Source organism: Lachnospira intestinalis (genome assembly GCF_040095895.1).
In the GTDB taxonomy this organism is placed as follows: domain Bacteria; phylum Bacillota; class Clostridia; order Lachnospirales; family Lachnospiraceae; genus Lachnospira; species Lachnospira intestinalis.
Map to the genome: position 1 here is coordinate 1 of NZ_JBBMFS010000019.1, position 15,061 is coordinate 15,061.

General features: G+C 41.0%; 13 protein-coding genes and 1 tRNA gene. 1 reads left to right on the forward strand and 13 read right to left on the reverse strand.

Annotated features, from left to right (window positions below; genetic code table 11):
• On the forward strand, positions 1 to 429 hold a 429-nt coding region (locus WMO37_RS14300), incomplete at its 5' end, for a hypothetical protein (protein WP_349155351.1).
• On the opposite strand, the gene WMO37_RS14305 is transcribed toward WMO37_RS14300, so the two are convergent.
• From WMO37_RS14305 to dnaA, 13 genes are all read right to left on the reverse strand, one after another.
• The gene (locus tag WMO37_RS14305) at positions 426 to 1,235 is read right to left on the reverse strand and encodes a LicD family protein (RefSeq protein ID WP_349155352.1); all 810 of its coding nucleotides are present in this window, start codon (positions 1,233 to 1,235) and stop codon (positions 426 to 428) included. The two genes, WMO37_RS14300 and WMO37_RS14305, sit on opposite strands and share 4 nt — an antisense overlap.
• A gap of 13 nt (positions 1,236 to 1,248) precedes the next feature.
• Positions 1,249 to 2,460: a lipopolysaccharide biosynthesis protein gene (locus tag WMO37_RS14310; RefSeq protein ID WP_022432599.1), complete on the reverse strand. Its 1,212-nt coding sequence runs from the start codon at positions 2,458 to 2,460 to the stop codon at positions 1,249 to 1,251.
• An 81-nt stretch (positions 2,461 to 2,541) separates the two neighbouring features.
• Positions 2,542 to 2,629: transfer RNA gene (locus WMO37_RS14315), tRNA-Ser, on the reverse strand.
• An 85-nt stretch (positions 2,630 to 2,714) separates the two neighbouring features.
• Positions 2,715 to 3,263, reverse strand: a complete 549-nt coding sequence (locus tag WMO37_RS14320; RefSeq protein ID WP_349155353.1) for a Fe-S-containing hydro-lyase — start codon at positions 3,261 to 3,263, stop codon at positions 2,715 to 2,717.
• A gap of 407 nt (positions 3,264 to 3,670) precedes the next feature.
• Entirely contained in the window at positions 3,671 to 4,513 is an 843-nt protein-coding gene (locus WMO37_RS14325) for a fumarate hydratase (RefSeq protein ID WP_227090835.1), read from the reverse strand.
• A 115-nt stretch (positions 4,514 to 4,628) separates the two neighbouring features.
• On the reverse strand, positions 4,629 to 5,378 hold the full coding sequence (locus WMO37_RS14330) for an alpha/beta hydrolase (protein ID WP_349155354.1): 750 nt from the start codon (positions 5,376 to 5,378) through the stop codon (positions 4,629 to 4,631).
• The gene (locus WMO37_RS14335; protein WP_349155355.1) at positions 5,369 to 6,151 is read right to left on the reverse strand and encodes an alpha/beta hydrolase; all 783 of its coding nucleotides are present in this window, start codon (positions 6,149 to 6,151) and stop codon (positions 5,369 to 5,371) included. Before WMO37_RS14335 ends, WMO37_RS14330 begins: the two co-directional genes overlap by 10 nt.
• 85 nt (positions 6,152 to 6,236) lie before the next feature.
• Complete coding sequence (gene gyrA / locus WMO37_RS14340) at positions 6,237 to 8,747, reverse strand: DNA gyrase subunit A (protein WP_022432594.1); 2,511 nt, start codon at positions 8,745 to 8,747, stop codon at positions 6,237 to 6,239.
• Positions 8,748 to 8,833: 86 nt separating this feature from the next.
• Positions 8,834 to 10,756 carry a DNA topoisomerase (ATP-hydrolyzing) subunit B gene (gene gyrB, locus WMO37_RS14345; protein WP_022432593.1) on the reverse strand — a complete coding sequence of 641 codons (1,923 nt, stop codon included), beginning with the start codon at positions 10,754 to 10,756 and terminating at the stop codon, positions 8,834 to 8,836.
• A 32-nt stretch (positions 10,757 to 10,788) separates the two neighbouring features.
• On the reverse strand, positions 10,789 to 11,886 hold the full coding sequence (gene recF / locus WMO37_RS14350) for a DNA replication/repair protein RecF (protein ID WP_349155356.1): 1,098 nt from the start codon (positions 11,884 to 11,886) through the stop codon (positions 10,789 to 10,791).
• Between the two features lie 15 nt (positions 11,887 to 11,901).
• Positions 11,902 to 12,111, reverse strand: coding sequence for an RNA-binding S4 domain-containing protein (locus WMO37_RS14355; protein WP_022432591.1), 210 nt, complete (start codon positions 12,109 to 12,111; stop codon positions 11,902 to 11,904).
• 16 nt (positions 12,112 to 12,127) lie between these two features.
• A complete protein-coding gene (gene dnaN, locus WMO37_RS14360; protein WP_349155357.1) occupies positions 12,128 to 13,234 on the reverse strand; it encodes a DNA polymerase III subunit beta in 1,107 nt (368 codons plus the stop codon).
• A gap of 312 nt (positions 13,235 to 13,546) precedes the next feature.
• The gene (gene dnaA / locus WMO37_RS14365) at positions 13,547 to 14,899 is read right to left on the reverse strand and encodes a chromosomal replication initiator protein DnaA (RefSeq protein ID WP_022432589.1); all 1,353 of its coding nucleotides are present in this window, start codon (positions 14,897 to 14,899) and stop codon (positions 13,547 to 13,549) included.
• Positions 14,900 to 15,061 lie beyond the last annotated feature (162 nt).

A 15,061-nucleotide genomic window follows, 5' to 3' on the forward strand; every position in this document is an offset into this window, starting at 1 on the left:
TGTTTTATTTCGTTACCGCTGTGGGCTGTTTTTGTTGCCCTCGCTCGCGGCGACTTGATTATAATATCACCAATGGGGCAGGTTGTCAACATTATTTTTCAAGTTTTTTGGTTTTTTTTTGAAAGTTTTTGCTTTTCCACCAAGAATCCCAGTGTTTATGCGGGTTTTCGGCATTTTATATTTACAATAAAATATCACATTTTGCAGAATTTTATTGTATTTTCTGCATTTTCTCTCTGTTTTTATCAACACTTTTCAGATGCGTATTGCATTTATAACAGCATATTTTTTATATCCCTGCTTCCTGAAAAGCATTTTCCATTACCCCCGCAATATTTTTTGCTTTTACCAAAAGCAAAAAACTGCCGGAGCAGCCCCGGCAGTTTTTTCTTTTATTCTTTTTATCTATTATCTATAAGAAGTCTTTAGTCTTCTAAATCTGCGTGATGTACAAAGGCATCTTTATCTTCTGGTGGAAGACGCCACTCCCCATAATGTGTTGTAAGTTCTTCGTCATAACCTGCCGGTACCGGGAATTTTCTTCCCCGAATTACCCCATAATCTGTATTTTCAAATAAATCTGTCCGATAAAACGATAATTCGTCTACAAAATAATTACAGACATATCTCCAATTCGTTTTCTGTCCCATGTATTTCGTAGATGCCTTTTCCCATTTCCGGCATACTTTCTGCGTTGATGTAAATTTTCCTAAAAAACGCAGTACTGCAACCTGAAGTTTTTGCAGTCCGGTATATTTTTCATCCTTTAACTGATAACGCTTTGACATGCCCAATCCGTAAAGGACTTTATAATGAAACTTCATCATTTCTCTTTTAAATGCATTATCCGGTGCAACATCATAAATAAACACATCAATTCCAATGCGGTTCTGATAGTTTTTATAATATCTGTCCTCTGCCGTTTCTTCCCTTAACGGATACCGCTCATCATAGATTCTTGGAATAAAATCGTAAAATGCCGGGCTGTAATCCTGTGGTTCGATAAAATGCAGATACTCCGGTAAATGTTTTCTCATTGCTTCACAAAATGCCGGATAATCTTCTCTCATTACCTTAATGTCAATATCATCATCCCACGGAATAATATTCTGTTCCCTGAGTGAGCCGATTTCCGTGCCGGAATCCAGAAACCACCGGACATTTTCTTTTTTACAAATGTCATCAATAATACATAATGTTTCAAATAACAGCTTATGCAATTCTTCTCTTTTCATCTTTTCGTACCCCTTATTTCTGACTTTGTGCCAGCGCATCTTTATATCCTAAGAACAAAGACACTGCCATTCTTAAAATACATACAACCAGTAATGCAATACAGAATGCCCACATATCTGCAAGGTAAAGCGTTACCGGAATACAGATTGCGCAGAATGCTGCTGCATATACTACATTAATATACAGCTGATACCTCGCTTTTGAAAAACGAAGCAGAATGACTGTAATTACATTTGTGACAAAATAAAAGACCTGTGCCATATTTGCAATAATAAAAAACTGCTTCACTTCATGATAATTCTGTGGATATAAAATGTATATCAGAATATGTGAGGCAATCGTACAAAGCAGCGTTCCAATCACAACTGCTGCCAGCGAAAATACAGTCACCAGATTCATAAATTTCAAATTCAAATTTCCCTTGTATTTTGCAAGGTAACCGATAATAACACTGTTAAGCGGTGTTGAAATCAATGAAACCGTCTTTCCCAACAGCGATGCGATATAATATACCGTTACCGCTGTTCCGTCAATAAATATTTTTAAAACCAGTCTGTCACCGTTAAATACGATATTGGAAATGATATCTGTGATAATTAAAACGATAACAACTTTAAAAACTTCTTTAAATGATTCTTTTGAAAATTCTGTATCCTTTTTGAAAACAGAACCTTTGGCAAAAACCATTATGAGTCCTGCGATTTCTCCCGGAATTAATGCCAATGCCCACATACCGGTTACTTTAAATAACACAATACCGATTAAATATCCGATACTGATAAAAAGGTAATATAAAAAGTAACCTTTGTAATTCAGATGCAGCCTGTACTCCACATCCGCATAAAAGCGCCACATTGTAAGAATCGTAAGAATTAAAAATGTAACCGCTTCAGTCACTGTCATCGGAACACCGCAGAACTTTACAATGATGAGCATTACCGGAATCACGATTACAGAGGATGCCATAAGAATAATATTGTAATTGATATTCCATGTATCCTTTGTCGCGCTCTCTGTCATCCGGGCATAATTACATGCACTGCCGACAGAAATAGCGATAATGTTCATAATTGATATCAGATATAAAATGTTTCCGTATTCTTCACTGCCAAGGTGGTTGTTCCACACCGGATAAACTAAAAACTGAACAACAACGTTCATTAACATTAATCCTGCAATACTCCACATGGAATCCGTCAGCAGTGCTTTAATCTTTTCTTTCATACTTATTTCCATTCTGACTTCTATTTATTTGTATAAACTGAAAATGCTACGAACCCGAAAGTCCGTAGCATTTCTAGTCAGCGGAGAAAGAGGGATTTGAACCCTCGCGCCGGTTGCCCGACCTACACCCTTAGCAGGGGCGCCTCTTCAGCCTCTTGAGTATTTCTCCAGATTCTGTTACAAATCATATAATGTGTTAAACACGAATATTAGAATACCAAAGAAATATCTGTTTGTCAATATCATTTATCAACTTATTTGCAATATTTTTTTGCAGCCTGTTCGTAAAGGTCTGTTCCTTCACTGTCAATGACCACAATAACCGGGAAATCTTCAACTTCCAGTCTGCGGATGGCTTCTGTTCCAAAGTCATCATAAGCTATGACCTCAGATGATTTTATGCGCTGTGAAAGCAGTGCCCCCGCACCGCCGATTGCCGCAAAGTAAACGGCCTTGTTCCGCACAATGGCGTCCTTGACTGCCTGGGAGCGCTTTCCCTTTCCAATCATTCCCTTTAAACCGAGATCTAACAGGGTCGGCGCATACTTATCCATTCTGCTTGCCGTTGTCGGTCCTGCCGAACCGATTGGTCGTCCCTGTCTTGCCGGTGACGGTCCCATATAATAAATCACCGTATCCTGCATCTTTATCGGCAGTTCCTTATGTTCGCCGATTGTTTCATACATTCTTTTATGCGCAGCATCTCTTGCTGTATAAATCGTTCCCGTAATATATACATAATCCCCTGCTTTTAAATCTTTAATATCAGATTCCTTCAACGGGGCAGTAATGTGCTTTTCCATATTCTTCTCCATTTCTAAACTTATGAGCTGCTTTGTCGCGAAATGGCGATGAGAATTTCGCGCAGGCGATTTCTCATCTGCCATCATAGATGTTTGCGTTCGCTCAGGAGCAAACATCTGTGTGAACAAGCTTTCGTTTATGGCTTGTTCACACTTCGCAGGCATTTTAATGCCGGAGGAACCGCGGACTGAATTTATTCAGTTCTGCGATAAATCCAGAATTGTGACGCCTGCGGCACAATTCTGTTATGCGAAAATCTTTGATTTATGGATTTTCGCATTTCTCCTTTTCTAAACTTATGAACTGCTTTGTCGCAAAGTAGCGATGAGAATTTCGCGCAGGCGATTTCTCATCTGCCATATAAGTAGATTTGCTTTTGTCGCGCATCAGCGTTATTTTTCATACTTTATATCGTCCGTGTCACATGGCGATTGACGTGACAGCAGATATTAACTGCCACCGGAAGTCCCGCGATGTGTGTCGGATAGGTTTCGATGTTGACTGCCAGCGCCGTTTTGGTTCCCCCAAGTCCACCCGGTCCGATGCCTAAACGGTTGATTTTTTCAAGCATTTCTTCCTCTAAGTTTCTGACATACTCTTTTTCCGGCTTTTCATGCAGATTTCTGGTCAGCGCCTTTTTCGCTAAAAATGCACATTTTTCAAATGTACCGCCGATACCGACACCCACAACCATTGGCGGACAGGCATTCGGACCTGCATCTTTAACGGCCGTTAAAATTGCTTCTTTCACACCTTCAATGCCGTCTGCCGGTTTTAACATGAAAACACGGCTCATATTTTCACTGCCAAAGCCCTTTGGCGCAACGGTGATTTCCACTTTATCACCCGGCACGATGTCATAATGGATAACTGCCGGTGTATTGTCCTTAGTATTTTCACGGTAAATCGGGTCTTTGACAACGGATTTTCTTAAATATCCGTCAACGTATCCCTGACGCACGCCCTCATTAACCGCATCGGTAAGACCGCCGCCCGTGATATGGACTTCCTGTCCGACTTTAACAAAAACAACCGCCATACCGGTATCCTGACAAATCGGAATCATGTCTTCTCCTGCAATTTGCAGATTTTCCTGAAGCTGTCCTAAAATCTGTCTGCCAAGAGGAGATTCTTCCTCCACTGCTGCCGCATCATACACTTCTTTCATATCCTTTGACAGAAAATGATTTGCTTCAATACACATTTCCTTAATATTTTTGATAATTTCATTTACATCAACTTCCCGCATACCTTTATCCCTTTCAAAAACGCAGTGTAAGGTTTTACTGCGTGTCATTACTCACATCTTCTTTATAGCGTATACCATTTTAATTCATAAGTCAAAAGTTTTCAAAATTTTTGATTTACCAGTGCAGAAAATCCAGAAATCTTTTCAATTCCTCGTTCCAGAACTTCCACTCATGTCCAAGCTCCGGGATTTCATCATAGGTGTAATCAAATCCGGGATGTGCCGTAAAATAATCGCGCAGAATGTGATTTTGCATAAGCCACGGATCTTTTCCACCACACGCATGGAAAATTCGCGGCTTATCCACATTTTCAGTCAAAAGTTTCCCCGCAAGGTGGGTAAGTCCGTAGTCATTTTCGTGTAAATCGCCCTCACCAAACAACAGCATCCTGCTTTTTTGCTTTGCAGGTGATGAAAAATCAGAGTCCGCCTTATCGCCTGCCGAAAATGCACCGACACCCGCAAATTTTTGTGGATATGATAGCGCCGTATGCAGACAGCCGTATCCGCCGTTTGAAAATCCGGCAATGTAGTTGTCCTGTCTTTCACCGGAAATACACGCAAACATGTTCCAGATAACAGACGGCAATTCCTTTCCCACAAACGTACCAAAGGCATCCCCGATATTCATATTGACAAAACAGGATTCATGGACATTCGGAAGTACCGCTGCAAAATGCTTTTCCTCTGCCAGTTCAACCAGCGGTGTGTGATACAGCCATGCCGTATGATCGCCGCTTCCGCCGTGATACAGCCACAGACATTTCAGTTTCTCCCCTTTTTTTAGATTTTCAGGCAGTACAACCATACAGTCAATGCCGTAACGCAGTGTAATTGAAAACAGATTGATATTCATTACCGGCATATGCTCCTCCAATCTGGTGACACAGGCACCTTATCATTTAAAATCTGAATTGTATTTTGTATACACGCATCCCAGTACGTCCAGTCATGTCCGCCGTTTTCCGTGATATAATGCACATTAAAGTTTTCCTGCTTCATCGCCTCGTACAGCTTCCGGCTCATTTCAATGCGCTTATCCTGTAATCCACAGGTAATGAAAATTTCCGGAAGGTTATCCACATTTCCCGATAAATTTATGCCGGTTTTGTGTGTAAGTTCAAATAAATCTGCTGCCGCCGTGGAAAAATCCTCTTTTTCACCAAAAACCGGTTTTAAATCAAGTCCCTGCGGTCTTAAAAAACGCTCCGATATGTCAAGCAGTCCCGAATAGGAAAATGCTTTTCCGTATAATTCCGGTCTTTTTAACGCCGCATGAACCGCTCCGTATCCTCCCATCGACATTCCGGCGATGAAACGGTCTTCTTTTTTTGGCGAAAGGTCAAACCACGTTTCGCATTTTTCGATGAGTTCCTCTGTCAGAAATGTAAAATAGTCTTTTCCGTAACGGTTGTTGACATAACATTTGTTGTTGCCGGACGGCATCACCACTGCAATATTTTTTCCTTCTGCGTAATCCGCAACACGGGATTTTAGCAGCCATGATGCATAATCGCCCCCTGCGCCGTGTAAAAGATACAAGGTTTTATATCCGCCACGCCCCTGCGGCATTAAGACATTTGTCATGACCGGCATTCCCAATGCCTTGGATTCAAAATTTATACTTATCCATGCCATTTTTTTCTTACTCCTGTTTAAAAATTGCCGCACGAAGAAACGGCATCTTCTGATGTCCCCTCCATGCGGCAGTTTCAATGATTATTTATTCACTCTCTGTGTTTTCTTCGTCGTTTTCTGTTTCTATTTCTTCGCCTTTTTCATTTTCAGGCTTTTTAGAAACTTTTGCAATCGTTGCAACAGTTACATTCTCATCAAGATTAATCAGTTTGACGCCGGATGTAATTCTGCCAAGCTTTGAAATATCTTTACATTCAATCTGGATAATCACACCTTCTGTCGTAATTAACATGACTTCACGTGTGTCATCAACTGCCTTGACACCGACTACATTTCCGGTCTTTTCGCTGATCTTGTAACACTTGATTCCCTTGCCGCCTCTGTGCTGGACTGTAAATTCATTCATATCCGTGATTTTACCGAGTCCCTTTTCAGAAACGATTAACAGCGAATCGCCCTGTGTATCAAGCTGCATGCCGACTACTTCATCTTCGTCTAACAGATTCATGCCGATAACGCCCATAGAACTTCTGCCGGTCTTTCTTACATCAGATTCATGGAATCGGATACACTGTCCGAGTTTTGTTACAAGCAGAATATCCTTTGTGTTATCGGTTAATTTTACTTCAATTAATTCATCGTCATCACGCAGATTAATTGCCTGAAGACCTGTCTTTCTGATATTGGCATACTCTTTTAACTGGGTCTTTTTTACAATACCCTTCTTTGTTGCCATAAACATATAATCTGAATCATTAATATGTTTTGTATCCACAGGAATCACGGCTGTAATCTGTTCTTCCGGCTGGAGCTGCAGCAGATTAATAATTGCCGTTCCTCTTGAGGTTCTGCCGGACTCCGGAATTTCGTAAGCCTTTAACTTATAGGCACGTCCCTGGTTGGTAAAGAATGTCAGGCTGTGGTGTGATGTCGTCATGAATAAATCTTCAATAAAGTCATCTTCTAAGGTCTGCATTCCCTTAATGCCCTTGCCGCCTCTGTGCTGGCTCTTGAAATTATCCGGTGTCATGCGCTTGATGTATCCGAGATTGGTTCTTGCAATAATAACATCTTCATCCGGGATTAAATCTTCCATGGATAAATCGTATTCGTCAAATCCAATCTGTGTTCTTCTTTCATCGGCATATTTATCCGCAATGGCACTGATTTCTGTCTTGATGACGGTAAGGAGCTTTTTCTTGTCACTTAAAATTGCCTTGTATTCCGCAATCTTTGCAAGCAGTTCCTTTAATTCAGCTTCCAGCTTCTCTCTTTCCAGACCTGTCAGTGCACGCAGACGCATATCCACGATTGCCTGTGCCTGTGCTTCGGAAAGTCCGAATTCACTCATCAGCCCTTCCTTGGCAATCTGTACATTCTGCGAACCTCTGATAATCTGGATGACACGGTCAATATTGTCAAGCGCAATCATTAAGCCCTCTAAAATGTGGGCCCGTTCTTCAGCTTTATTTAAATCATACTGCGTTCTTCTTGTGACAACTTCTTCCTGATGCAGAAGGTAATACTTGAGCATATCGTAAAGGTTTAATACCTTTGGCTGGTTGTCAACAAGCGCCAGCATAATCACACCAAATGTATCCTGTAACTGGGTATGCTTGTACAGCTGGTTTAAAATGATGTTTGCATTGACATCACGGCGCAGTTCAATACAGATTCTCATACCGCTTCGGTCAGATTCATCACGCAGTGCCGTAATGCCGTCAATCTTTTTATCGCGGACCAGTTCCGCTATTTTCTGGATTAATTTGGCTTTGTTTACCATGTACGGAAGTTCCGTTACGATAATGCGGTGCTTTCCGTTTTCCATTGGCTCGATATTGGTCACGGCACGGACTTTAATCTTTCCGCGGCCTGTACGGTATGCTTCCTCAATGCCCATTTTACCGATAATGACACCGCCGGTCGGAAAATCCGGACCTTTGACAATCTGCAATACTTCATCAATCGACGTTTCGCGGTCTTCCTCGACTTTGTTATCAATCAGCCTGACAACGGCATCGACAACTTCACGCAGATTATGCGGCGGGATATTCGTTGCCATACCAACGGCAATACCGGACGTTCCGTTTACTAAAAGATTCGGATAACGGGACGGCAGTACAACCGGTTCTTTTTCCGTTTCATCAAAGTTTGGAATAAAATCCACGGTATTTTTATTAATATCGGCTGTCATTTCCATGGAAATGCGGCTTAAACGTGCTTCTGTATATCGCATGGCGGCGGCACCGTCACCATCGACAGAACCGAAATTACCGTGTCCGTCTACCAGCGGGTATCTTGTATTGAAATCCTGTGCCAGTTTTACCAGTGCTTCATAAATGGATGAATCTCCGTGCGGATGATATTTACCCATTGTATCACCGACAATACGCGCACATTTTCTGTGCGGCTTGTCAGGACCGTTATTTAATTCAATCATTGAGAATAAGATTCTTCGCTGTACCGGCTTTAAACCGTCCCTTACATCAGGAAGTGCACGGGAAGCGATAACGCTCATCGCATAGTCGATATAATAATCTTCCATGGTCTGCTTCATATCCACTTCATGAATCTTATCAAAGATATGTTCGTCCATTTTCTACTCCATTCCGAGAACGCGTTTTAGAAAAAATCCATTATCACCCGGAGCGTTCTCAGTCCGTGTGACGGTACAAATTTTTATTAAATATCCAGATTCTTTACATACTTAGCATTGGCTTCAATGAATTCCCTGCGCGGCTCAACCTTATCGCCCATCAGCGTAGAGAACGTTACATCAATTTCTGATTCTGAATCCTCGTCCATGTTCACCCGTAATAAAATTCTCTTTTCCGGGTCCATGGTTGTTTCCCAGAGCTGGTCGGCATCCATTTCGCCAAGACCTTTGTAGCGCTGGACTTTGTTATTCTGGTCACGTCCGATTTCAAGCATAATCTGATTGAGTTCCTCATCACTGTATGCATACCAGACTTTTTTGTTCTTTTCAATCTTATAAAGCGGCGGCTGTGCAAGATATACGTGACCCTGCTTGATTAACTCCGGCATAAACCGGTAGAAAAAGGTAAGTAGCAGTGTTGCAATATGCGCACCGTCCACATCGGCATCGGTCATAATAATAATCTTGTGGTATCTTAATTTGCTGATATCAAAATCTTCATGAATGCCTGTACCGAATGCCGTAATCATAGCCTTGATTTCTTCGTTGCCTAAAATTCTGTCGAGTCTTGCTTTTTCAACATTTAAAATCTTGCCGCGCAGCGGAAGAATTGCCTGTGTTGCACGGCTTCTTGCCGTCTTTGCAGAACCGCCGGCAGAATCACCCTCAACGATATAGATTTCACAGTTTTTCGGGTCCCTGTCAGAGCAGTCCGCAAGTTTACCCGGAAGACTTGTATTTTCAAGCGCAGTCTTTCTTCTTGTCAGATCTCTTGCCTTTCTTGCCGCCTCTCTTGCGCGCTGTGCAAGAATGGATTTTTCACAGATAACCTTTGCAACTGCCGGATTCTGCTCTAAGAAAATCTCAAGCTGTTCACTGACAATGCTGTCAACGGCACTTCGTGCAACGGTGTTACCAAGCTTCTGCTTTGTCTGTCCCTCAAACTGCGGGTCTTCAATCTTGACACTGACAATCGCTGTCAGACCTTCACGGATGTCATCGCCAGAAAGGCTCTGCTCACTGTCTTTTATCAGTTTATTTTTCTTTGCATAATCATTAAATGTCTTTGTCAAGGCATTTTTAAAACCGGTCAGATGCGTTCCGCCTTCCGGTGTCTTGATGTTGTTGACAAAAGAATCCACAACTTCGTTGTAACCGTCATTGTGCTGGAATGCCACTTCAACCTGCACACCGTCTTTTAGACCCTCGCAGTAAATAATCTTATCATAAAGCGCATCCTTGCTCTTGTTTAAATATTCAACAAATTCCTTGATACCGCCCTCATAGTGGAATACTCTTTCCTGTTCAATGCCTTCTCTTGCATCCTTTAACACAATTTTGATGCCTTTTGTAAGAAAAGCCATTTCACGCAGACGGCTCTTTAAAATGTTATATTCATAAACAGTTGTTTCCTGAAAAATCTCTTTATCCGGTAAGAATGTAACCTTTGTACCGGTTTCTTCCAATGGGCAGTCCCCCACAACTTTTAACGGATAACATACATTACCGCGTTCATAACGCTGGTTGTAGATGTGTCCGTCACGCTTTACATAGACTTCCATCCACTCGGATAAGGCATTTACAACGGATGCACCTACACCGTGCAGACCACCGGATACTTTATATCCCCCGCCGCCAAACTTACCGCCTGCGTGTAACATTGTATACACAACTTCAACTGCCGGTTTGCCGGTTTCGTGATTGACATCAACTGGAACGCCTCGTCCGTTATCAATAACCGTAATGGAATTATCCTGATTAATTGTGACTTCAATTGTATTGCAATATCCTGCCAAAGCCTCATCTACTGCATTATCGACAATTTCATAAACAAGGTGATGAAGCCCCCTTGATGATGTACTGCCGATATACATACCCGGTCTTTTCCGGACGGCTTCAAGACCTTTGAGAATCTGAATCTGGTCGCCACCATAATTATTCTCTGACACTGTGCATTCCTCCTTCAATGTTTTTCAGAAAACTAAATGTTATTTTCATGAATCACGGTACCGTTCTGAATCTGAAATGTTTTATGAACGGCAAACTGACTGTTTACAAATTCATCCAGCCCCGTACAGGTAATCACTGTCTGAATCTGCCCGATACTATTTAATAAAAACTGCTGCCGGTTACTGTCTAACTCTGACAGCACATCATCCAAAAGCAGCACCGGCGTATCCTTCACTACTTTTTTTACAAGTTCGATTTCCGCAAGTTTTAAAGACAGGGCGGCTGTACGCTGCTGTCCCTGCGAACCGTACTTTTTTACTTCGCTGCCGTTGATAAAAAAGATTAAATCGTCCTTATGTGGTCCAAAGCAGGTCGATTTCATCCGCAGATCCCGCTCCCGCATCTTTGTCACGGTATCTAAAAATGCTGTTTCTTCCACGCAGGGCTGATACTCAATCGTTAGTTTCTCTGTTCCGCCGGATAACTTTTCATGCAGTCCGCCGATAATTTCATTTAACTCCTGTACGAAACCGACACGCCTTTTCATGACTTCCGTTCCGTACTTCACAAGCTGCAAATCCCAGATATCCAGCGTTTCAAGCTTTTCTTCTGACGACTTAAATGACAGTTCTTTTAAAAGCTTGTTGCGCTGATTGACCACTTTATTGTAGTTAATCAGATTGCTTAAGTAGATTTTATCAAGCTGGCTCAGCTCCATATCCATAAACCGGCGGCGCTCCGCCGGTCCGTTTTTAATAATACTTAAATCCTCCGGTGAAAAACAGACAATATTTAAAATTCCAAACAGCTCTACCGCCCGTTTAATCGGAATACCGTTTACGGCAATTCCCTTGCTTTTATTTTTTTTCAGATGCATATCAATCCGGTACGGCAGCCCGTTTTTTTTCACATTCAGCTTGATATGTGCTTCATCACTGCCCATCCGTATCATTTCACGGTCTTTGCTTCCTTTGTGGGAACGCGATGTTGCGCAGACATAAAGCGCCTCTAAAATATTGGTCTTTCCCTGCGCATTATCACCGTAAATAATATTAATCTGCGGGTTAAAATTCATATTTAAAATTTTATAATTTCTGTAATCTTTTAAATCTACGGACTCAATTATCACGGTTACACCTGCAAATTACTTTTCTATTCTGATTTCCTGACCGTTATAGGAAATGACTTCCCCGCCTGTCAGTTTTTTGCCGCGCTGAAGCTCAGGCCTGCCATTGACAAGAACTTCTCCGTTCTGAATGACAATCTTTGCTTCTACACCGGATTCCACAAGACCTGCTGCCTTTAATGCCTGTCCCAGTTTAATAAACTCATCTCTGATTTTTATTGTTTCCATTGTTTCTCCATTCTTACTATTCAGCCGTAAAGTTTACCGGAAGAATCAGATAAATATAACTTTCCTCTTTGTCCTTAATAAAACATGGTGCTTTCGGATTTACCAGATAAATATAAATCTGTTCATCATCTATTACCTTTAATGCATCAATTAAGAACTTCGGATTAAAGCCAATCATGATATCCTTACCGTCTTTGTTAATATCAATATCTTCGTTTAACGAACCCATGGAAGAATTGACATGAACTTCCAGTGAACCATCGGTAATGCTTAAAATAATCGGTTTCTTTTCACTTTCTTTGATTAAAAGGGTTGCTCTGTCAATAGAATCTAAAAATTCTTTTTTGTTAATGGTTACTTTGGTTTCATAATCACTGGAAAGCATCTGGTTAATTCTGAAATACTCTCCTTCAATAAGACGGGATACAACGGTGGTATTGTCAAATTCAAATAAAATGTGATTATTTGTAAAGTATATTGTAACGGCATCTTCTGCATTTGTCGATAAAATTTTACTGATTTCAGAAAGTGTCTTTCCAGGAACAACAACTTTTACATCATCTGCATGACTGGTCAATTCAATATTGCGGATTGCAATACGGTGTCCGTCAAGACCTACAACCTTTAAAATACCGTTTGCAACTTCAAAAAGTTCACCGGTCATCATTTTATTGTTGTCATTCATTGCGATAGAAAACAGTGTCTGGTTAATGGTTTCTCTTAATGTAAACTGTGATAAAGTAATAAATTTGTCTTTTTCAATAATCGGTAAATAAGAAAAATCGTCCCCTGATTTACCGGCAATATTAAATTTACTCTTTTCACAGGTAATTAAAGAGGTGTAATTACTGTCTGTTTCGATGCAGATTTCATTATCCGGCAGTTTTCTGACGATTTCTGAGAAAATCTTTGCATCAATGGCAACTTTACCTTTTTCGAGAATTTCACCTTCAACGATGGTTTCGATACCAAGCTCCATATCATTGGCGGTAAATTTAATTTCATTTGTAGTCGCATCGATTAAGATACATTCTAAAATGTTCATTGTTGTTTTGGCAGGAACTGCTTTCATAACAATGCCAACTGCTTTGGCAAGATTCGTTTTTGAAAAAACTAACTTCATAATTGTGTAAAACTCCTTTCAGCGAAAAAACAAAAAAACAAAAATAAATATATATAAATAAAAATCCGTAGTAGTAGTAGTAGGGGCTGTGAATTTGTTGATATGTGGTGTAAGCCCTTGTTTCATGCGGGTTTGCGGTATCTAAAATCCCGGTAGATAAATCCGTTTTTGCCTGTGAAAAAATTTGGGATAACCGCAGACACAATAAAATTCCCAAATGGCCGTTGTGGACAAACAAAAAAATGTCAACATAAAATAAAGCATTTTTACACAGCTTTTCAACGGAAAAACCACAATAAATGTGGATAACTATTACGAAGGATCAATTTTCTTAATGAGAATATCCACAGTGTTCTTGGTTGTTTCATTGACGAGTACTTCTTTGGCAATCTTGTCCGCTCCGTGAATAATCGTCGTATGGTCCCTGTTTCCAAGGGCTTTGCCGATTCCCTGTAAGGCGACATTCGTCATCTGGCGGCACAGATACATCGTAATCTGTCGTGGATAAACAATGTCGGCGCTTCGTTTGGAAGAAAGAATATCCGCCGGTGAAATACCGAAGTGGTCCGCAACAATCTGGATAATCAGTTCCGGTGTGACTTCTTTTTTGGCATCCGGTGAAATCAGGTCTTTTAAAGTTTCTTCCGCAAACTCAACCGTAATCGGGCTGTGGGAAAGTGTTGCAAAAGCCGAAAGCTTGGTAAGTGCGCCTTCCAGCTCACGAATACTGGATTTAATATGGGTTGCAACATAATCCTGAACATCATCGGGAATGTTGTAGCCGCCAAGTTCGACTTTCTTCTTTAATATAGCACGTTTTGTTTCATACGTAGGAATCTGGATATCGACAGGCAGACCCATTTCAAAACGGGTACGCAGTCGTTCCGTCAGGGTTTCCATCTCTTTCGGCGGCCGGTCAGAAGAAATTACAATCTGCTTGCTGTCCTGATAGAGCGCATTAAAAGTATGGAAGAATTCTTCCTGCGTAGACTCTTTACCTATAATAAACTGAATATCGTCAATCAGTAACACATCAATATTGCGGTACTTTTTGCGGAATTCAGAGTTTTTCTGGTTCTTTACCGAATCAATCAGTTCATTGGTGAATGTTTCGGAGGTTACGTATAAAACCTTGCGTGTCGGGTCATTGGTAATAATAAAATGGGCAATCGCCTGCATCAGATGCGTCTTTCCAAGTCCAACGCCTCCGTAGATGAAAAGCGGGTTATAGACTTGTCCCGGTGTTTCGGCAACTGCAAGGGAAGCAGCGTGTGCTAAGTTATTATTTGTACCGACAACGAAGGTGTCAAAAGTATAGTTCGGATTCAGGTTCTGAAGACCGGAATTCTTCGCAGCAGAGCCGGTTGCGGCCTTTTTAATTTCCGCTGCCTGCTTATCTTTGGCTGTAATTAAGCGGACATCATATTCGTGGTTCATAATCTCACAAATCGTAATGCGAAGCATCTCCAGATATTTTTTTTCCACATAGGAAACAGCCATGTCGGGGTTCATAGAGGTACTCGACATAATCAGTGTAATGGTATCGTTTTCCACTGTATAAACTTCAATTGGCTTAATCCAGCTGTTAAAGGAAATATCCTGAAGCTCATAGCGTTCTTTAAAGGTCTGTAATATCAAATCCCAGTTCTGTTTTAAATCTTCCATATTATATCAATGCCTTTCTGGCTTTCGTTAAAGTAAATGTATTCTAATATATAATATAACAAATGTGGATTTTTAGCAAGAAGCCCATGAAAAAATAGTGGATAACTCAGTTAAAAGTGGACAAATCACAGTGCTGTTGACAACTTATAAACACGAAATATG